The sequence below is a fragment of the Nostoc sp. UHCC 0251 genome, from assembly GCF_034932245.1.
Classification (GTDB): domain Bacteria; phylum Cyanobacteriota; class Cyanobacteriia; order Cyanobacteriales; family Nostocaceae; genus Nostoc.
Window position 1 is genome coordinate 1 of sequence record NZ_JAYGHD010000075.1, and the last position, 19,387, is coordinate 19,387.

Annotated in this window: 22 protein-coding genes and 1 pseudogene; 14 read left to right on the forward strand and 9 right to left on the reverse strand. The window is 42.2% G+C overall.

What is annotated here, in order from left to right; all coding sequences use genetic code 11:
• On the forward strand, positions 1-335 hold a 335-nt coding region (locus VB740_RS11315; RefSeq protein WP_323200100.1), incomplete at its 5' end, for a hypothetical protein.
• Positions 336-455: 120 nt separating this feature from the next.
• Here VB740_RS11315 and VB740_RS11320 read toward each other — a convergent pair.
• Both VB740_RS11320 and VB740_RS11325 read right to left on the reverse strand, forming a co-directional pair.
• Positions 456-782, reverse strand: coding sequence for a hypothetical protein (locus VB740_RS11320; protein WP_323200101.1), 327 nt, complete (start codon positions 780-782; stop codon positions 456-458).
• A gap of 201 nt (positions 783-983) precedes the next feature.
• Positions 984-1,142, reverse strand: a pseudogene (locus tag VB740_RS11325) (ISKra4 family transposase); the annotation flags it as partial.
• A gap of 97 nt (positions 1,143-1,239) precedes the next feature.
• Here VB740_RS11325 and VB740_RS11330 point away from each other — a divergent pair.
• The 8 genes from VB740_RS11330 to VB740_RS11365 all read left to right on the forward strand — a co-directional run bounded on the left by VB740_RS11330 (position 1,240) and on the right by VB740_RS11365 (position 10,547).
• The gene (locus VB740_RS11330) at positions 1,240-1,689 is read left to right on the forward strand and encodes a hypothetical protein (RefSeq protein WP_323200102.1); all 450 of its coding nucleotides are present in this window, start codon (positions 1,240-1,242) and stop codon (positions 1,687-1,689) included.
• Positions 1,686-1,880 carry a hypothetical protein gene (locus tag VB740_RS11335; RefSeq protein ID WP_323200103.1) on the forward strand — a complete coding sequence of 65 codons (195 nt, stop codon included), beginning with the start codon at positions 1,686-1,688 and terminating at the stop codon, positions 1,878-1,880. Before VB740_RS11330 ends, VB740_RS11335 begins: the two co-directional genes overlap by 4 nt.
• A 78-nt stretch (positions 1,881-1,958) precedes the next feature.
• On the forward strand, positions 1,959-3,221 hold the full coding sequence (gene argJ / locus VB740_RS11340) for a bifunctional ornithine acetyltransferase/N-acetylglutamate synthase (RefSeq protein ID WP_323200118.1): 1,263 nt from the start codon (positions 1,959-1,961) through the stop codon (positions 3,219-3,221).
• A gap of 592 nt (positions 3,222-3,813) precedes the next feature.
• Positions 3,814-5,196, forward strand: coding sequence for a CmpA/NrtA family ABC transporter substrate-binding protein (locus VB740_RS11345; RefSeq protein WP_323200104.1), 1,383 nt, complete (start codon positions 3,814-3,816; stop codon positions 5,194-5,196).
• 59 nt (positions 5,197-5,255) lie between these two features.
• Positions 5,256-6,095 carry a nitrate ABC transporter permease gene (gene ntrB / locus VB740_RS11350; RefSeq protein ID WP_323200105.1) on the forward strand — a complete coding sequence of 280 codons (840 nt, stop codon included), beginning with the start codon at positions 5,256-5,258 and terminating at the stop codon, positions 6,093-6,095.
• A gap of 101 nt (positions 6,096-6,196) precedes the next feature.
• Positions 6,197-8,203, forward strand: coding sequence for a nitrate ABC transporter ATP-binding protein (locus VB740_RS11355; protein ID WP_323200119.1), 2,007 nt, complete (start codon positions 6,197-6,199; stop codon positions 8,201-8,203).
• A gap of 327 nt (positions 8,204-8,530) precedes the next feature.
• Positions 8,531-9,388 carry a nitrate ABC transporter ATP-binding protein gene (locus VB740_RS11360; RefSeq protein WP_323200106.1) on the forward strand — a complete coding sequence of 286 codons (858 nt, stop codon included), beginning with the start codon at positions 8,531-8,533 and terminating at the stop codon, positions 9,386-9,388.
• Positions 9,389-9,533: 145 nt separating this feature from the next.
• Complete coding sequence (locus VB740_RS11365; protein WP_323200107.1) at positions 9,534-10,547, forward strand: iron ABC transporter permease; 1,014 nt, start codon at positions 9,534-9,536, stop codon at positions 10,545-10,547.
• Positions 10,548-10,816: 269 nt separating this feature from the next.
• Here the strand turns inward: VB740_RS11365 and VB740_RS11370 are convergent, their stop codons facing one another.
• Positions 10,817-11,134 (reverse strand): multidrug efflux SMR transporter, encoded by a 318-nt coding sequence (locus VB740_RS11370; protein ID WP_323200108.1) that lies wholly within the window; start codon positions 11,132-11,134, stop codon positions 10,817-10,819.
• A 556-nt stretch (positions 11,135-11,690) separates the two neighbouring features.
• Between VB740_RS11370 and VB740_RS11375 the strand changes: the two genes are divergently transcribed.
• On the forward strand, positions 11,691-12,140 hold the full coding sequence (locus VB740_RS11375; RefSeq protein ID WP_323200120.1) for an Hsp20/alpha crystallin family protein: 450 nt from the start codon (positions 11,691-11,693) through the stop codon (positions 12,138-12,140).
• Between the two features lie 241 nt (positions 12,141-12,381).
• On the opposite strand, the gene VB740_RS11380 is transcribed toward VB740_RS11375, so the two are convergent.
• The 3 genes from VB740_RS11380 to VB740_RS11390 all read right to left on the reverse strand — a co-directional run bounded on the left by VB740_RS11380 (position 12,382) and on the right by VB740_RS11390 (position 14,042).
• Positions 12,382-12,681 (reverse strand): ferredoxin, encoded by a 300-nt coding sequence (locus tag VB740_RS11380; protein ID WP_323200109.1) that lies wholly within the window; start codon positions 12,679-12,681, stop codon positions 12,382-12,384.
• A 145-nt stretch (positions 12,682-12,826) separates the two neighbouring features.
• Positions 12,827-13,702 (reverse strand): uroporphyrinogen-III synthase, encoded by an 876-nt coding sequence (locus VB740_RS11385; RefSeq protein ID WP_416289657.1) that lies wholly within the window; start codon positions 13,700-13,702, stop codon positions 12,827-12,829.
• A gap of 184 nt (positions 13,703-13,886) precedes the next feature.
• On the reverse strand, positions 13,887-14,042 hold the full coding sequence (locus tag VB740_RS11390) for a hypothetical protein (protein ID WP_323200110.1): 156 nt from the start codon (positions 14,040-14,042) through the stop codon (positions 13,887-13,889).
• A gap of 56 nt (positions 14,043-14,098) precedes the next feature.
• On the opposite strand from VB740_RS11390, the gene VB740_RS11395 reads away from it, so the two are divergent.
• From VB740_RS11395 to VB740_RS11410, 4 genes are all read left to right on the forward strand, one after another.
• On the forward strand, positions 14,099-15,001 hold the full coding sequence (locus VB740_RS11395; protein WP_323200111.1) for a S1C family serine protease: 903 nt from the start codon (positions 14,099-14,101) through the stop codon (positions 14,999-15,001).
• 231 nt (positions 15,002-15,232) lie between these two features.
• The gene (locus VB740_RS11400; protein WP_323200112.1) at positions 15,233-16,069 is read left to right on the forward strand and encodes a S1C family serine protease; all 837 of its coding nucleotides are present in this window, start codon (positions 15,233-15,235) and stop codon (positions 16,067-16,069) included.
• Positions 16,066-16,698 (forward strand): response regulator transcription factor, encoded by a 633-nt coding sequence (locus VB740_RS11405; protein ID WP_323200113.1) that lies wholly within the window; start codon positions 16,066-16,068, stop codon positions 16,696-16,698. Before VB740_RS11400 ends, VB740_RS11405 begins: the two co-directional genes overlap by 4 nt.
• A gap of 262 nt (positions 16,699-16,960) precedes the next feature.
• A complete protein-coding gene (locus tag VB740_RS11410) occupies positions 16,961-18,178 on the forward strand; it encodes a glycosyltransferase family 4 protein (protein ID WP_323200114.1) in 1,218 nt (405 codons plus the stop codon).
• 281 nt (positions 18,179-18,459) lie between these two features.
• Here the strand turns inward: VB740_RS11410 and VB740_RS11415 are convergent, their stop codons facing one another.
• The 3 genes from VB740_RS11415 to VB740_RS11425 form a co-directional block, all read right to left on the reverse strand.
• Positions 18,460-18,741, reverse strand: a complete 282-nt coding sequence (locus VB740_RS11415; protein WP_323200115.1) for a hypothetical protein — start codon at positions 18,739-18,741, stop codon at positions 18,460-18,462.
• Positions 18,722-18,967: a hypothetical protein gene (locus tag VB740_RS11420; RefSeq protein ID WP_323200116.1), complete on the reverse strand. Its 246-nt coding sequence runs from the start codon at positions 18,965-18,967 to the stop codon at positions 18,722-18,724. The genes VB740_RS11415 and VB740_RS11420 overlap by 20 nt, the downstream gene beginning before the upstream one ends.
• A gap of 37 nt (positions 18,968-19,004) precedes the next feature.
• Positions 19,005-19,387 (reverse strand): hypothetical protein (locus tag VB740_RS11425; RefSeq protein WP_323200117.1); only part of this gene is annotated, 383 nt, incomplete at its 5' end.

The following is a 19,387-nucleotide window of genomic DNA, read 5'->3' on the forward strand; positions in this document are numbered from 1 at the left end:
ATATCTATTGGTTTCTTTCATCCATTGCGGACATAGCCTCGTCCGTCAACCGCTTCTGTCACTTTCCGGGAGCGCGATCGCTTTTTATTGGGCATTGGGCAATGGTCATTGGTCATTCTTCCAGCCTCGGATTAGTTTCTCAATCTCAAATGGTAATTTACCATCCGCGATCGCGGATGGTAACTACCTTCAAGTTCAGATTATTTTTATCAACTTACTCAAACCTTCTTGGATCATTGCGATCGCGGCTTTCATCACACCGCGCTGCTGGTTCGTCATGGGCGATTCTTCATCTCCCCAACAAACTTTTAATTCTCCCTTTGCAATGGCTCTAATTAATTTTGAAATATTCGGATCTTCTCCCCATGTCTGCCCAAATTCTAAAGCAATTTGCTCTAATTGCAATTTTTCTTGTGCGGACAGGGAGAGCGTAATTGACTCCCCCTTTCTTGACATTATTTTAAAGATTCCTCAATAATTGAAACTTTTTCGCTACGTCTAAAATTCGGAAATGTTTTTAGTAGCTCATCGGCTTTTTCGACTGGAACAATCCATCGCTTTTTGGCTGCATCCCATTTCCTGCCATTAATCCACTTAATCATATTCACCTTGATAGCATCGTAGGGGAAGGAAACAGCTAGACCAACAACCTCTCCTGATGTATCGCTGATAGCTGAAATTACTCCGTCAACTTCTTTAGGGGTTTGCTTTAAAGATGTATTAATTTGTGAGGCTTTGGGGTCGGATTCCTTTGCCTCATATTTATATTTAATCACTCTCATTTGTCCGTGTCAAGCGCAAAGTGTCCGTACTTTTTATGGGCGGATTAGCTTTTCAATCTCCTGGGGTGAGAGTCCGTCGCTAATTGCAATTTCCACATCTGCTTTTTTGGATCTTGCGATTGCACTGTTGATGCTACCCAGTTCAGATGCAATTTGCCTGGGAGCATATCAACTTTGTTAGAACAAACGAACTAACAGCACCTAAAGCTTGTCATTAAGATAAGCACAGCGATGCATGAGTACTTGAGAGACATTAGATTCATTCCATTGTGCTCCAGAGATTTTTAATCGCCGATCTATCTGTTTAATAGTAGATTCGATAGCACCAGAACCAATAGAACAAATATTTTCGGTTTGATAGCTGTTTAAAACGTATAACCAAATTTTTGACCAGTTTAATTTTGGTCTGAGGATTCGGGCTAGGCTGCTGAGTCGCATTTACCCATTTGAAGCGTTTTTGACCAATGGCAAACAGCTAATCGAGCGAGAAGTTCGGGAAGTAAAGAAAAAGGAAGTCACGCGGGAGAAGGGCAAGCGTGTGGTGAAATTTCTTCCCGGTGACATAAAGAGGGTTAAGCGTAACCGCAGCCGCGATGCCTTTAAACTCAGGCTGGGTATGGGAACGGTTCTAGAACAGTCTGGAGATAAGCTAGTTGAAGTAGGGAGTGGTTCAGCCTTATGTCGAATGACATTCTGGCAGTACGTGATCACCAAAATTGAAATTGATGGCCGCCTACTTGACAATCCCGTTGGCAACGAAATTGCTCTTTACAAGGAAACGCTCAAAAGCAAGGTTGATGCTTCGGGTAAGCAGCTACTCAACGGTAGACACCTGCAAAACAAGCTGATGTCTAAAGTTGCAAATATGTTATTCCGGGAGTTATCAAGAGCGATCGCAAAATCATGAACTTACCGCCACAACTAATAAACTGTAAAATCAAATGTCCTTTTTGCGGTGATGAGCTTGACTCTAGCGAATTACGCGAAAATTTTGAGTTTAAAGAAGTGCCAAGCGTAAATACTTGTGGCTGGTTGTGTTGTAACTTTTGTGAAGCACCGATTGAAGAACTAGAAGAATTAGAAGAGTTTTGCTACTGAGGTCATAACCTGATGCTAAACCCCTACAGTTAATGTAGGGGTTTTAAAATGTTCCACAACTTACTAGAGTGAAGAATGATGGCAGATTGGCAAAAAATCACAGGTGGCATCACAGCACCCAGGGGATATCAAGCGGCGGGAATTACCGCAGGGTTGAAACCTTCGGGGTTGCCAGATTTAGCTTTGATATTCTCAGAGGTGGAAGCGATCGCAGCTGGTGTATTCACCACCAGCCAAGTTAAAGCTGCCTGTGTAGAATATTGTCGCCAACGCTTGCAAGCCAAACATAGCGCTCGTGCCATCCTCTGCAACGCTGGACAAGCAAATGCTGCTACAGGGAGTCAAGGCTACCTTGATACTTTAGAATCTGCTATGGCAGTAGGTCAAGCACTAAACATCCCATCTGAATCTGTGTTAGTGGCTTCCACTGGCGTGATTGGTCAAAGAATTAAGATGGATGCTTTGCGAAGCGGAATTCCCAAAGTAGTAGCAGCACTATCAGAAACAGGCTCAGATGCCGCAGCCGGAGCGATTATCACTACAGACTTGGTAACAAAATCTATTGCTTTAGAGACAACTATAATTGATACCTCCGGTGGGCTGCGCCAACGCCCGGTAAGAATTGGCGGCATTGCCAAAGGTTCCGGCATGATTCACCCCAATATGGCAACCATGCTGGCATTTGTTACTTGTGATGCTGTGGTTTCGCCTCATCTTTGGCAGCAGATGTTAGCAAGGGCAGCTGATAGAAGCTTTAATTCCATTACTGTGGATGGTGATACCAGCACCAACGACAGCTTAATTGCCTTGGCAAATGGTCAATCTCGCACCCCAGCAATTATAGAATGGGGCGCAGAAGCAGAGAAATTAGAGGCGATGTTAACAGCCGTTTGCCAGCATTTAGCCAAAGCGATCGCTCGTGATGGTGAAGGCGCAACCTGTCTCATTGAAGTGGAAGTAACAGGGGCCCATGATGAAATTTCAGCCCGACAAATAGCCAAAACCATCGCTGGTTCATCCTTAGTTAAATCTGCAATCTTTGGACGCGATCCAAATTGGGGACGCATCGCCGCCGCCGCCGGACGTGCAGGTGTACCATTTGAGCAAGAAAACTTGCAAATTAAGCTAGGGGATTTCTTAATGTTAGAAAATGGACAACCTCTGCAATTTGACCGTGCAGCAGCAAGTGCTTATTTGAAAAAAGCAGCCACAGGTGCTTATCTGCAACAGGATACGGTGTTAATCTCCGTTAACGTTGGCAATGGTTATGGCGTGGGTAAAGCTTGGGGTTGTGATTTGAGTTACGACTACGTGAAGATTAACGCCGAATATACTACTTAAAATACTCACAATTGTTTGCTTATAGGAGTTACGAACGAAAAGATCCCCGACTTCTTGAAGAAGTCGGGGATCTGAGCCTCTCGGTGTTTCCAAGTCAAATAGTATTGCTAGATAAATCATAGTCTCAACATAATAGTGATGATAAATGAAAACTTATATATGACACATTACGACTAAAATTAAGTTAGAAAATGAACCGAGACAGTAAATCATAAAGTAAACATAATAGTCTTCATAAATAAGAGTTGATATATTAAAAATTATTCCTATAGTTAAGGAAAATAGATAAATTTTTCCTTATACATCCAATCTAATATTTGTTTAATAAATCGAGACTCCGAGTTAACAAATTTAGCTTCAAAGGCTGTAAACTGATTTCAACAAGGTGAATGACACCTCTGCATCACACTAGAAAAGCAGAGCCAATAATTTAACCGAGTTTTTATATAGCTAGCTATTTCATTGATGAAATGGCTGCGATCGCTTGGCCAAATATAGCTTGATTAATCATTAATGGCGCAATAAACATAATGTCTATTGCCTAAATTGTCATAGCTATAAAAAATAACATTTACGTTTTCAGGAGATATTTATGACAGAATTTTTTAATCAAATTTCTCGCCGCAAATTCATCTTCACAGCCGGAGTATCTGCGGGTGCTGTATTCCTTAAAGGCTGTTTGGGTAATCCTCCTGAAAACCTGACTGGTGGCAATAGTCAAGCACAGTCAACTGCTCAACCAGTTGCTAATATTAGTAGCGAACAAAAACCAGAAACTACTACAGTTAACCTGGGATATATTCCCATTGTAGAAGCAGCCCCCCTAATTATTGCCAAAGAAAAAGGCTTTTTTGCGAAGTATGGCATGACAAATGTAGAGTTAGCCAAACAGGCTTCTTGGGGTGCAGCTAGAGACAACGTAGAAATTGGTTCTGCCGGTGGTGGTATAGATGGTGGTCAATGGCAAATGCCAATGCCACATTTAATTACAGAAGGTTTAATTACCAAGGGTAATCAAAAAATTCCCATGTATGTATTATGTCAGTTAATTACACATGGGAATGGTATTGCGATCGCAAATAAGCACGAAGGTAGCGGTATGGGCTTAAAACTAGCCGGCGCCAAGTCTTTATTCTCCAAACTTAAAGCTTCACCAACTCCCTTCACAGCCGCCCAAACATTTCCCGCCGTTAACCAAGATTTTTGGATTCGCTACTGGTTAGCAGCTGGTGGTATTGACCCCGATACAGATGTGAAATTGCTCACAGTTCCATCAGCGCAAACCGTCGCCAACATGAAGACGGGAACAATGGATGCTTTTAGCACTGGCGACCCTTGGCCTTTCCGCATTGTTAAAGACAAAATTGGTTTCATGGCTGCATTAACAGCAGAGATTTGGAAAAATCACCCTGAAGAATATCTAGCCATGAGGGCTGACTGGGTTGACCAAAATCCCAAAGCGACGAAAGCACTGTTAAAAGGCATCATGGAAGCTCAACAATGGTGCGATAACTTTGATAACCGCAAAGAAATGTCAGAAATTGTGGCACAAAGAGCCTATTTTAATGTGCCAGTTGATGTTTTAATCGACCCATTTATGGGTAAATACGACATGGGTGAAGGTCGCCAAATTGATGATAAATCAATGGCAGCTTTGTATTGGAAAGATGAAAAAGGTAGCGTTTCTTATCCTTACAAGAGCCATGATTTATGGTTCATTACCGAAAGTGTACGCTGGGGATTCTTACCCAAAGATTACATTGTGAATAATGCTGCCAAGGCTAGAGCATTAATCGATAAAGTTAACCGTGAAGATATTTGGAAAGAAGCTGCGAAAGAAGCAGGTATCACAGCGGCTGATATTCCTATAAATGCATCTCGTGGTGTAGAAGAATTTTTTGATGGTGTAAAATTTGACCCAGAAAATCCAGAAGCTTATCTCAAGAGTCTGCAAATCAAGAAAGTTTCTATTTAGTCATTAAAGGCGTGATAAATCGCATCCTTTAAAAAATATTAGTTAGGAGAACGAAATTTATGACACTTGCTCAACGAAGACCAGTAACCCCTAAATTGGACAAAAGTTTGATATCTCGATTGCAAAAACAGTTTCCTGAATTTGTACCACCATTTATTGCCATTGCTATATTTCTAGTTATCTGGCAAATATTTTCTTGGACTCCTGGAGCGACATTACCAGGACCAATTAAGGTTGTACAAGATACTTGGATTTTGATTTTGTATCCCTTTTATGACAAGGGTGGCATTGATAAAGGATTATTTTGGCAGATTTGGGCTAGTCTGCAAAGAGTTGTCATTGGTTACTCTTTAGCCGCCGTAGTTGGTATTGCTTTAGGCATCGTGATTGGTGTTAATAAAACCATGTCTAAAGCTTTAGATCCTCTGTTTCAGCTATTGCGAACAGTACCGCCTTTGGCTTGGGTACCTATTTCTTTAGCAGCTTTAAGACAAAACGAACCCGCCGCCTTATTTGTTATCTTTATCACCGCAATTTGGCCGATTTTAATTAACACGGCTGTAGGTGTCAAAGAAATACCTCAAGACTATACCAACGTCGCTAAAGTACTGCAACTTTCCAAGAAAGACTATTTCTTTAACATCCTCATTCCTGCTGCCTTACCATACATTTTTACAGGTTTGAGAATTGCGATTGGTTTAGCTTGGTTGGCAATTATCGCAGCCGAAATTGTAATGTCAGGTATTGTCGGCATCGGTTTCTTCATCTGGGATGCTTACCAAAATAACTACATCAGCGAAATTATCTTGGCACTAGTCTACATCGGTGCAGTGGGTTTATTACTAGACAAATTCATGGGTTGGATTCAAAACAAGATTTTACCAACAGAGCAAAAATAGTCATTAGTCATTAGTCATTGGTGATTTGTAGAAAGCTAAGGACTAATGACCACGTACTAAGGGCTAATGGCGAAAGACAAAAGACTAATGACAAAGGACTAATAAGTATGTTTGTAGCTGTTGATCAAATTGACAAAGTTTTTGAATTAACTGGTGGTGGCAAATATATCGCCCTCAAAGGAATCGACCTTCAAATTAAAAAAGGAGAATTCGTTTCTTTGATTGGTCACTCCGGTTGTGGCAAATCCACTCTATTAAATATGATTGCGGGTTTGGATTTGCCAACTGAGGGTATTGTCACCTTAGAAGGACAAAAAATCACCAAACCTGGCCCAGACAGGATGGTGGTGTTCCAAAATTATTCGCTATTACCTTGGCGGACGGTAAGAGAAAATATTGCCCTCGCTGTGGACTCGGTAATGAAAGGTTCACCCGCAGATGAACGCAACGCCATTATCGAAAAACATATAAATATGGTGGGTTTGCGTCCCCATGCTGATAAGCAACCAGGAATGTTATCGGGTGGACAAAAACAGCGAGTTGCGATCGCCCGCGCCTTAGCGATTCGTCCCAAATTACTACTGCTAGATGAACCTTTTGGTGCATTAGATGCACTCACACGCGGCAATTTGCAAGAACAACTCATGCAAATCTGCGAAGAAAATCAAGTTACCGCCGTGATGGTGACACATGATGTCGATGAAGCGGTGCTGTTATCTGACAGAATTGTGATGTTAACCAACGGCCCCGAATCTAAAATTGGTGACATTTTAGAAGTGGATATTCCCAGACCCCGCAAGCGGATGGAAGTAGTAGAACATCCCAGCTACTACAGCTTGCGGAGCGAGATGATTTACTTCCTCAATCAGCAGAAACGGATTAAGAAAATTCGGGCGCGGAAAACTGCCGACATTGCCCGTCATGGATTAGAAAAAGTTAACCTAGAAATTGGCTTTTTACCTCTGACAGCTTGTGCCCCCTTAGCAGTTGCTAAAGAAAAAGGCTTCTTTCTCAAGCATGGTTTAGATGAAGTTAACCTGGTGCGCGAAAGTAGCTGGCGGGGTATAGAAGATGGCATAAGTGGTGGTTATTTAGATGCGGCGCAAATGCCTTCAGGGATGCCGATGTGGTTAACTTTGGGAGGACATAATAACCAGCCTCTGCCCGTTGTCACTGCCCTTACGATGACTCGCAACGGTAACGCCATCACCTTGGCAAAACACTTTTATGACGAAGGTGTACAAACCTTATCAGATTTTAAAAGATACCTGCTTCGCACCCGTGAGCAAAGGCACACAATGGGAGTAGTACATGCCGCATCTATGCACAACTTGCTGCTGCGTTACTGGCTAGCGGCTGGAGGAGTTGACCCCGATAGCGATGTGGATATGAAAACCATTCCCCCAGCGCAGATGGTAGCCGACCTAAAAACTGGAAGCATTGATGGTTACTGCGTGGGTGAACCTTGGAACTACCGCGCGGCTGTGGAAAATGTCGGCTTTACGATCGCTACCGACTTAGAAGTTTGGTTGGGACACCCCGGTAAAGTTCTTGGTGTGCGGGAAGATTGGGCAGAAAATTATCCAAATACGCATATCGCCTTGACTAAAGCTTTGTTAGAAGCTTGCGTGTATTGTGCAAATCCTGAAAATACCCAAGAAATTCGCCAAATTTTAGCAGGGCGAGATTACGTCAGCACTGATTTAGAATACATTCAACTCGAAGATCCAGATAGTCTTGCCTGTGACTTAGACCATCCATTGCGGGACTATGCCCATCACCAGTTTTATTCTGAGTCTGCCATTAACCGCCCCAGTCGCACCGAACAAATTTGGATTATGAGTCAATTGGCGCGTTGGGGTGATACTCCTTTCCCCAGAAATTGGGTAGAAGTTGTTGAACGGGTGTGTCGCGTGCGTGTTTTCAGTACCGCCGCACGAGAATTAGGTTTGGATATTAGCTATATTCGCCAACCGATCCAACTGTTCGATGGTACTCCCTTTAACGCCGATGATCCGATCGCTTATCTCAACAACTTGAAAATTAAACGTGACTTTTCAATTGCGGAAGTTGTTCTTGATGCACCGAGAAGGAGACTCGCGTCATAAAACAATGGTGAGAGAAAGAGGGAGTGGAAGAAGTAGCACATCACACGCGAACCTCTGAACTGGATGAATCCACCTTTTATCTCCGTTAACGAGTCTTTGAACTCCCTCAAGTTATATCTTGTACCTGCCTATCCCGCCTGAGAATAAATTCTCAGGCTAATAGCTCAAGTCCACTCAAGTGGACTAAAACCCTTACTTACTTAGTCTTCTTTAGAAGACTTTAGCTATAAGCCTCAGAATGAATTCTGAGGCGGTCGTGGGAACTGGTGCAAATTCTGAGTCAACGAATCTTTGTTTAACATTTAGCTTTTTAATCCCCAAATCACCATGCAAAACCGCAACCTGACTGCGACAAACACACTAGGAAAACCATTTGTCACTGCAACCACCAACCGCAGACCTTTTCTAGAAATTAAAGATGTTACCAAAGTCTACCCGACAAAGAAAGGCCCCTTCACCGTCCTCGACGGCGTTAACCTCAACGTTGAACAGGGCGAATTTATTTGCGTTATCGGCCACTCTGGCTGTGGTAAATCGACACTGTTAAATATGGTATCCGGTTTTAACTTTCCCACCTCTGGGCAAGTGTTACTTGAAGGAGAACCCATTACCAAGCCAGGCCCAGACAGAATGGTTGTCTTCCAAAACTATGCCTTGCTACCTTGGCGAACTGCTTTTGAAAACATCTACTTAGCTGTTAACGCCGTTTATCCCAACAAACCACAAGCCGAAAAAAGAGCGATCGTGCGCGATCATTTGGCAATGGTGGGACTGGCTGATGCAATGGAAAAGAAACCAATGCAAATGTCCGGCGGGATGAGACAACGGGTTTCTATCGCCCGTGCTTTGGCGATTCGTCCGAAAGTCTTAATTTTAGATGAACCTTTTGGGGCGTTGGATGCCATCACTAAAGAAGAGTTACAAGAAGAATTGCTGAAAATTTGGGGCGATAACCGTTGTACAGTGCTGATGATTACCCACGACATCGACGAGGCACTATTTTTAGCAGATAAATTGGTAATGATGACCAATGGCCCCCATGCGAAAATTGGTGAAGTCATGGAAATTCCCTTTTCTCGTCCCCGCGATCGCGCCCGCATCATGGAAGATCCCCAATACTACCAACTACGTAATTATGCCCTAGACTTCCTCTTTAACCGCTTTGCCCATGATGACGTAGGTTAAAACTTGAAAGTTGAGCTTCTGAGACTCAACGTTCCCCTTCTGAAGCTCAACTTCCACTCCCTGCTCCCTAATCAAAGATAAGCTATCTTTAACATGCAGCTTTCTTTGGGACAGATTATAGTTAATGAAAATAGTAGACTGAAATTTGACTAGACCATTTCAGAAAATTTTTACTGAACACCGGGTACTTTGGGCTGTTTTACTCCTGAGTGCAGCACTGGTAGTAACGCTAGCGCTGTCCCTTTCTCAAGGAGCAGTACCTTTAAGTATGTCGGAATTTTGGCAAGCCATACTCCGCGAAGGCGATCCGGTTAAACAGACAATTCTCTGGGATTTGCGTCTCCCACGCATTACCGCTGCTCTCATTGTCGGCGCAGCCTTGGGAATGTCAGGAGCATTGCTGCAAGGAATGCTACGCAATAGTCTTGCCGATCCATTTATTTTGGGCATTTCTGCGGGTGCTGGATTAATTGTGATTCTCATGATTGTGTGGCAAATATTCCCGATCGCAATTCCTCTAGCAGCGTGGATAGGAGCAATTTTAACTTCAGCGATCGTTATTTTGCTCGGTCGGGCGGGTTCGGGAATTTCAGTTGAACGGTTAATTTTAGGCGGAGTGGCGGTGAGTTCTTTATTAGGCGCTGTACAAAGTACATTGCTGCTTTTAGCTGAAGACGGTCAAATTCAAATTGCGCTGAGTTGGCTGGTTGGTAGCCTTAATGGACGGGGTTGGCAAGAAATTTCTACGGCTGGCCCTTACATTATTGTTGCATTAATTGGGGGATGCTTGCTGGCGCGATCGGTAAATGTGCTGGCATTGGGAGATGATTTGGCTGTGGGGTTGGGGGTTTCGTTGACGCGATCGCGCCTGTTAATTGGTGGTGTCGCCACTCTATTAGCCGCAGGTGCAGTCAGCATCAGTGGCTTGATTGGATTTGTTGGTCTTGTTGTCCCTCACGGTGTCCGCCTCATCGTTGGTACAGATCATCGCTTTGTTTTGCCACTTTCCGCCCTTGCAGGTGCATGGTTACTTACTTTTGCAGATTTACTCTCTAGACTAGGAGCAGTAGAACTACCAGTAGGTTCCGTCACTGCGTTGCTGGGTTCACCGCTATTTATCTGGTTGCTTTACCGTCGTTCTGCTGGGTTTAATAAATAAATTTTGAGCTAAAATCTTTAAAATCAATTAATTATGGGCTATATTTACTGAGGTTAACTATACTCTTAGGAACATTTAGCTAAGTCTGCTAATTTTGTTCTGCTAGCGGAACAAGAGAAATTGCTGATCTATTCCCAACAACAGCAACAAGTATAATCATCAGTTTTATTTGATTTACCTCGTCTATTCCAACATTGACGAGGTATTTTTATTTGAGCTAATGTCAAGTCTCACAAATGATAGAGGATCTGGCTAATTAACATTCCCCATCAACTTGCATTTATGCCAATTACCCCCATGATTATTAAGCCGATGGAAATGAGCTTCATAAGTGTGGCAGATTCTCGGAAGAAGATAATACCAATAATAGCAATTAAGACAGTTCCCAATCCAGCCCAGACAGAATAAGCCACACTCACCTCAAGTTTCTTGAGAGCAAGGGTCAAAAAAGTAAAACAAAGTACATAAAAGACAGCTATAAATATGGAAGGGCCTATTTTAGTAAATCCTTGCGATAACTTCATGCAAGTTGTGCCTGAAACTTCAAATAGGATTGCGGCGATGAGGTAAATCCAACTTGTTGACATATTTGTTATCGTCAGTTTGTGAGGAATCTCTTATTATCTTATCTCTGTAAAAATCAAAAAGTACAATAAGTCGGATTATTATCATTATTCGCGTGAATCTTCTAAAAACTTGTATGATAGGCTACGCGTTGCAAGCTTTAAGAGCAGGAGCGAGGTTACACTTATACCGATATTTCAAATAGAATTGTTATATAGGAATCCGGTTTGATTTTTGAAAAGATACGTAGGGTGCGTTAGCGACAGCGTAACGCACTATTACCAGGGATTCGGTGCGTTACGGATTTCATCCTAACGCACCCTACAATACTTAACTTTGTTCAAAAATCAAATAGTAATCCTATATTTCAAGTTTGTTTTTGTCGGATTTACCGAACCTCAATAGTTTAGATTACCGTACATTTATAGTAATGGGATTTCTGGTTCGGCAATCATCATCACTCAGGTGATAAAAACCGAATTTACCCCACTTTTATTTTTAAATACTATGAGAACAAAGCAAGGAATCAAATCTTCCAATCCTGAAACACCAAACCTAGTGATTATACGAAGTAGAGATATGGTATTAGTACGTTTGAACCCCTGGCAAGAATTTAACGCGATGCAACGTCAAATCAATCGCTTATTTGATGAAGAGACTTTGCCAACTGCATTTTTAAATAGAGGTTTATCCAGAGTTCCCGCTGCTGAGTTAAAAGAAACTGAAGATGCGATTATTCTGTTGCTAGAACTTCCGGGAATTGAAGCTAAAGACTTAGATTTGCAGGTTACAGAAAATGCTGTATACCTGAGTGGTGAGCGAAAGTCTGAAGCAAAATCTGAAGATAAGGGTGTGATCAAAAGCGAATTCCACTATGGTAAATTCCAACGTGTAATTCCTTTACCTGCTCGAATTCAAAATACCAATGTTACGGCAGATTATAAAGATGGCATCTTGAACCTGACGCTACCCAAAGCTGAAGAAGAAAAGAATAAAGTTGTCAAAGTTAATTTAGCATCATCTGGCTAACTTCAGCTTTATATCTGCTAGCTATCTATTAAATTAAATAAAAAGCGCTCCCTTTTTGGAGAGCGCTTTTTTGCATGAATTACTCAGCCGATACAGATTTGTTACAAAAGTGCAAAATTTTAAATCTAGTAGAGTGTGTTATCGCCAAAAGTACGATCGCATCTCAGATTTTAGGTGCGCTAGGATAAATGTTCTAACGCATCTTACAAAACTTGCTCTTTATTAAATCCACATTTCTTAGTTAAGCATTAAGCGCTTCTTCTTGATGGGTTTCGATGACGCAATCAGAAGTGGGGCGGGCAACGCAGGTAAGAACCCATCCTGCATCCATTTGATCGTTGTCTAAGAAGTTCTGATCTGATTGGTCAATTGTACCTGAAATCAGCTTCCCGGTACAGGTTGAGCAAGAACCAGCGTTACAGGAATAGGGCAAGTCCAGATCATATTCCTCGTTAGCGATCTCCAGGATGTACTCATCTTCAGGAACGTCAATTACTTGTTCACCGTCTGGAGTACGCAATGTAACTTTGTAAGTTGCCATGTAACAATTCCTAACTCATATAAACTCCATATTCGATACTACGGGTTTATGTGCTGCTAGTCTAGAGTTGATTGTGGTTGACTATTTTAGATTCTCAAGCGATGAGTGGGGCAAGTTTACATGTACCAAAAGCTTTAGACCAAACTCACTGAGAAAAAAATGTTGCGTTGGCGTAGCCCGTCGTAGACATCGCTTCAGCAAATCCCTCAAATGAACTATAATCCTTAGCCACGATAGAGACATTCATACCCAACTTTCGCGCATTAGCAGCTGTATAAGGGCCGAAACATGCAATTATACAGCGTTCATAATCGTTTTGCGAGTTGACCATTGTTAAAAAGCTTTCTACTTCTGCCGTGCTACTAAAGGCAATTACATCAATCCATCCTTGACGAATCATATCTAATTCAACACTGTAGATACTTGTGTTTAAGCCCTGTGTAATATATGTGGGTACGCGAGTTACTTCTATACCCAATTGCTGCAAATCCGTAATCAAATTGGGTACAACATCCGGCTCAGGCAAACCAAAAACTTCTGGAGCAGGTATCAATACTTTTTTTTGGTGAATTTCTGGCAGTTTCGCTAATTCAGCGACAATCCCACCTGGGCTAGATTCTGTTGGGATTAAATCCACTTTGCCACAAAAAGACAATAAGCTTTCTGCATCTTTCCCTAAAGCACATAATTGACATTTTTGTACCACAGATACAGGAATATCTAAATCATTCATCCGGTGAAAAAATGCAGTAATGCCATTTCTGCTTGTGAAGATAATCCAATCAAATTCACCTATTTGGTTTAGAGCATTATCTAACTTAGTGTAGTTTGATAAATAGCAGGTTTCGATCGTAGGCATGAAAACAGGTAAACCACCTTGTTTGATGATTTGTTCAGATAACCTATAAGCATAATTTCTTGGTGCTGTGACTAAAATTCTTTTGCCATATAGAGGTAATTCTTTAGATGGAGTGAGCAGGTTGATTTTTCTTGATTGGGTGTGCATTTGTTTATCTGCCATTTCATTGCTATTCAAGCTTAGAATGCAATACGCTTGGTGTTCGTGATATTTTGCCCACATTTTTGTAATAGTCAAAGTGTCGTGCTGATATCCCGCCTTGGAATTTATTCCAAGGCTAATAGCTAAAGTCCACTCAAGTGGACTGAGATTTTCCCTTTCACGAAGGATAGCCACGTACATGGCTTCAAATCTTGTATAGCAATCCGATTTGATTTTTGACTTTTGACACTTCTGTGCGAGACGCTACGCGAAGGACTTCGCTCAGTGTTAACTTTTGACTTCCGCCTTGCGGCACTAGCCATTTTTCTAGGATGAATTCTCCCCATTTTTCCGATGCCATCTGTGTTGAGAAAACGGCACGATCTGAACATCTAAGAAAGTTGGCACAAAAATCTTATGTCTTCATTACTGGCTTTATCCAACAGTTTAGCTGACACAGTAGAACAAGCTGGAAGTGCTGTGGTTGCTGTGAATGGGGGTACTCGTGTTTCTCCAAGTGGCATTCACTGGCGTAATGGTATCATTGTTACCTCTGATGAATCTCTCCAACGCTATGACGACATCACCATTACCTTATCAAATGGTAGTACTGCACCAGTAACGCTCATCGGTCACGACTCTAGCACCGATATAGCTGTTTTTAAACTAGAAAATGTAGAAATTCCTGTGGCAAAAGTTGGCGATGCTAAAATGCTCAAAGTCGGTCATCTGGTATTAGGACTGGCAAGAGGTAGCGAAGGTGACTTAAGGGCGGCAATGGGTGCGGTGAGTGTAGTTAGCGGTGCTTGGCGGAGTATGAGTGGTGGGAATATTGACCAATTCATTCGCCCAGACATCACCCTTTACTCTGGTTTTGCAGGCGGGCCGCTGGTAGATGCTGCTGGTTTTGTTGTAGGTATGAATACATCGGGGCGACGTGGTACTGCTTTGACTATTCCCAATGCTACAGTCGATCGCGTGGTTGACCAATTAGTAGCAAAAGGACGCATTCCAAAAGGCTACTTGGGTGTGGGAATGCAACCTGTACGCTTACCTAAGAACCTGAAAACTGCTCTCAATTTAACTTCTGCAACTGGGGTAATTGTTGTTAATGTTGAGCCTTCTGGGCCTGCTGACAATGCAGGTGTGCTGCTTGGCGATGTTTTGGTAACGTTCGATGGCGTAACTGTGGGCGATACAGGTGATGTACTGGCGCTGCTCAATAGTAGCGATCGCATTGGTAAAACTGTCAAAGTGCAAGTTGTCCGGGGTGGAGTGTTAATTGAGTTAGTGATCGCAGTTGGCGAACGACCTGTGTAATTCGTAATTCGTAATTCGTAATTCGTAATTTGGAACTCGGACGTTGGGCTTCTGAACTCGAAATTTCCACCTTTTTACTCGAACGTTCAGCCTCTGAACTTGGAACTCTCAGAATTTTATTTCTGAAGTTGAGTTGACTGATATCTTGCAGCATTCTCAATTATCCCAACCCGACTAAAAACTATTGTCAGCCAACAAATTCTACTTTGACATGCTCAAAAATTGTATAACATGGCAAACACAACATTAACTAACATCGCTGCTGAATTAACAGAGGTAGCTGCTAAACTACGCCTACGCACTGTCAAAGTTAAAAGCGGCTCTCTGGGAGTCGGTTCCGGTGTAATTTGGCAACCTGACGGACTAATTATTACTAATGCCCATGTCGCAACTAGCAACCGCGCAACTGTGGAATTGGCAGATGGAAGGGTATTTGATGCAGTGCGGACACAATTTGATCCACAGCAGGATTTAGCAGCCCTGAAAATTGTCGCCACTAATTTACCTGCTGCAACCATTGGTAATTCTGAGGCGCTACGAGTGGGTGAATTAGTTTTAGCCGTGGGTAATCCCTTTGCTGACAGTGGTGCTGTGACAACTGGAATTATTCATGCAAATAATCCACGGGCTGTTATGGCTGATTTGCAGCTATATCCTGGAAATTCTGGGGGGCCACTTGCCGACTGTCAAGGCCTTGTCGTGGGAATTAATACGATGATTGTTAATGGTTTGGCTGTGGCAGTTCCCAGCAGCACCGTTGAGCGTTTTTTACAGGGAAATAGTCGTCCGCAATTGGGAGTTACACTGCAACCTGTGCTTTTAGGTAGGCGTAGCTTGGGTTTACTGGTATTGTCAATTCTACCTAACAGTCCGGCAGAAAATGCTGGTGTACAAATCGGCGATGTTTTAATTGGAGTTTCGGGGCGATTATTCACTAACATGAATGATTTAACTAAATATCTCCACGACAGTAAAGGATCTGTAGCGCTACAACTCATACGCGGTGGGCAGCAATTCATTCTTTATGTTGCCATGCAGTCGGGGAAAACTGCTGTGGAGGCGACATGATCCGAGTGATGGTAGTTGCCACTTCCCCTGTTGTGCGGGCAGGGTTATCAGCTGTGGTAACTACCAATCCTCGGCTAACGGTTGTGGGGAGTGCATCCGATTTGGATGTATTAGCAAAGGAAATTGGGCAATTAAAACCAGATGTGGTGCTGGTAGATTTGAGTAGCAATCTTCAACAATCGGTGTGGGAAAAATTGCTGCTTATTCAAGAGGAGCAATACCCATTGGAAATGATCGTCATTGTTGAGGAACTCGACAGCATCGATTTAGAGATGGCGTTACGTTCTGGTATCCGGGGGATATTGCCCAGTACTAGCACAGAGTCAGAAATTGTTGCTGCTGTGGAGGCGATCGCTTTTGGTTTGGTGGTGCTGCACCCGGATGCTGTAGAATTACTGTCTATCCGGGAAAAAGTAGTAGCAAATCCTGTACAAACCTTGACACCACGCGAGATAGAGGTTTTGGGTATGCTTGGTTCTGGGTTAGGGAATAAAGCGATCGCTAAAAGCTTGCACATTTCAGAGCATACCGTCAAATTTCATCTCTCATCCATTTTTCAAAAGCTCAGTGTCTCCAGCCGCACCGAGGCTGTTGCTGTGGGTGTCAGACTGGGTTTGATTATGCTGTAATTTGTAGTGATTATCGGTTGAATGCAATAGGCTTGCCTTGAAAATAGGGAGTAGGGAGTAGGGAGTAGGGAAAATAAAAGAAGACCTAACCCCCAGCCCCTTCCCTACAAGGGAAGGGAAGTAAGATTCAAAGCCTCTCTCCTAAAAGGAGAGAGGTCAAAAATTAAGTTGCACATCGCGTGAAGTTTATTCAATATCAAATGATGACATACAGCCTCCAATCAGGTCATGGTGTATGTATCACATTTAATTCATTACTTATATGAACATCTTAATGCTATCTTCCACCTTCCCCTACCCACCAACGCGCGGGGGAACCCAAGTCAGGACATTTAATTTACTTAAATACTTGAGTCAACGCCATAGTATTACCCTCGTAACTCAACGCGAAGGCGATGTGACAGACGCAGAAGTAGCAGGATTACGCGATTGTGTGGATCATCTAGCCATTTTTGAACGCCCGCCAGATTCGGGAACCACCGGAATATTGCAGAAAATACAGCGATTTGGAAGATTTTTGCAACAGGGGACACCGCCAAGTGTCCTCAACCGCTACTCAGTTGAGATGCAAACGTGGGTTGACAAATGGGTGGAAGCGGGGAAATGCGATGTAATCACCTGTGAACATAGCGTTAATGAAATTTATGTGCAGCCACATTTTCAGAAACAGTTGAAAACTATAGTTAATGTTCATAGTTCTGTTTACGCTACCTGTCGAAACCAATTATCAACGGGCATTTCGGAAAATTCCCTTAGAGACAAAATTAATCTGCCACTTTTGCGGCGTTATGAACAAAACTACTGTGCTAAATTTTCGGCAATTGTCGCAACAACAGAAGAAGATAAAATTCAACTACAAGAGTTCAACCCCAATGGTGAAATTACAGTTATTCCCAATGGCGTAGATTTAACTTCTTTCCCCAACCGGATCACCGATCCAGGTGGACATCGCTTAATTTTTATCGGTGCAATGGATAATTTGGCAAATATTGATGCTGTCTGCTTTTTCAGCAACGAAGTTTTGCCAGAAATTCAAAAATTGTATCCTGATACAACTTTTGATATTGTCGGTTCTCATCCGGTGTCAGAAGTTTTAGCACTTGATAAAAAACCAGAAATTAATGTGATTGGGCGTGTGCCTTCGATGGTAGAGTATTTGCATCAAGCTACCATCTGCGTTGTACCCATGCGGACTGGGTTTGGCATTAAAAATAAAACTTTAGAGGCAATGGCCGCTGGTGTACCGATAGTGGCTAGCGATCGCGGCTTAGAAGGATTAGCCGTAGATGTTACTAATCATCCATTACGGGCATTACGAGCTAATAAACCGACGGAGTATGTCAGTGCTATTAGTAAACTATTTGAGCATCCACATCTGCGTTCAGAATTGTCTCACAACGGCAGACAACTAGTAGAAACAGAATTCACTTGGGATATCGCTGGTAAAAGCTATGAACAAGTTTGTCTTAAGAGAGAGTAATACTAATTCGTAACGGACTAAGCTAACATAATTAGCGCACACATAAAAATGCTTGATCTAATAAAGATGGCTCTTGAATACTTAGTATGCTAAAGCAATTCGCTAAAAAGCTGAAAATACTGCGAACAACCAAAAGAGTATTTGTTAACTTTTTGAGCTTTACTAGGAATTTAGGCGTTTTCAATGTGTAGAGACGTTGCAATGCAATGTCTCTACATCGGTTGTACAAATTATCTTATCTAAATCGTATTGGTTGTTAATTAGATTGTAAAAAAAACACATCAATTATTGTCAAACCTAGTCGAAGCACCTAACACAAGTAATTTCTTTTGCTTACGTTTATTCTTATTTTTGAGGGTAATCAAATAATTATCAACGTAGCGGAAAGCTGCTGCACCATCGTAATCAGCAATGGCTATAGCTTGTAAGAAAACCTTTGAAGGAATTTCAAACTCTAAAAATTTTTCTGTTAAGATTAACAAATCTTTATCTGTGGCGGGAAAAGTAGCTTCTTCTACCTCTTCTGGCTCATAAAATATATCTTCAATTAATGCTCTGTACATTTTGTACCTCCCCAAAAGCATAAGACGCAAAGCCTGTGATAAAGTTGAGCTGCTGATCGCGAGTTTGTAAGCTAACTGGGAGTTCAGTACCAGGACATCCTATCTCTCGCAAAATCTCCAAACAATAAGCACCGAGTTGAGTGTATGGAGCTTGCTCCAATTCTTGAGCTACTTCTAGAGCCATCTCCAGATTGACTTGGATAACCGTCTTTACAGGGTTGGTCATAAACACGCCCTAATAAACTGGATGCTCTAAGTTTTGATCACAAGTGCAAATAGCGTAACGGTGTTTTTGCGGAATTTATGAAGAGGAGAAAATAAAGTATCAGCGCATTTGCGGTAATGTATCCGAAATTATCCAAATAAGGCTCAAATTTGATTTGGTGCGATCGCCCCACCAGAAGACGTTGCGCTTGCTGGGCGCAGCGTGTCATTGAGGCAGCTTCTTGAAAATAAAACAAGCGATCGCTTGCCAGAATTAAGTATAAATATTTACAAAAAGCAAACCGTACAAAATAAATGTTAGTATACTTACTATTTTTTTCCTTCACAGCTTGCTTCTTTCTGTTAAGTGTAATATAAAGTCTAGTAAGGCAATAGGCAATAGGCAATAGGCAATAGGCAATAGGCAATAGGCAATAGGCAA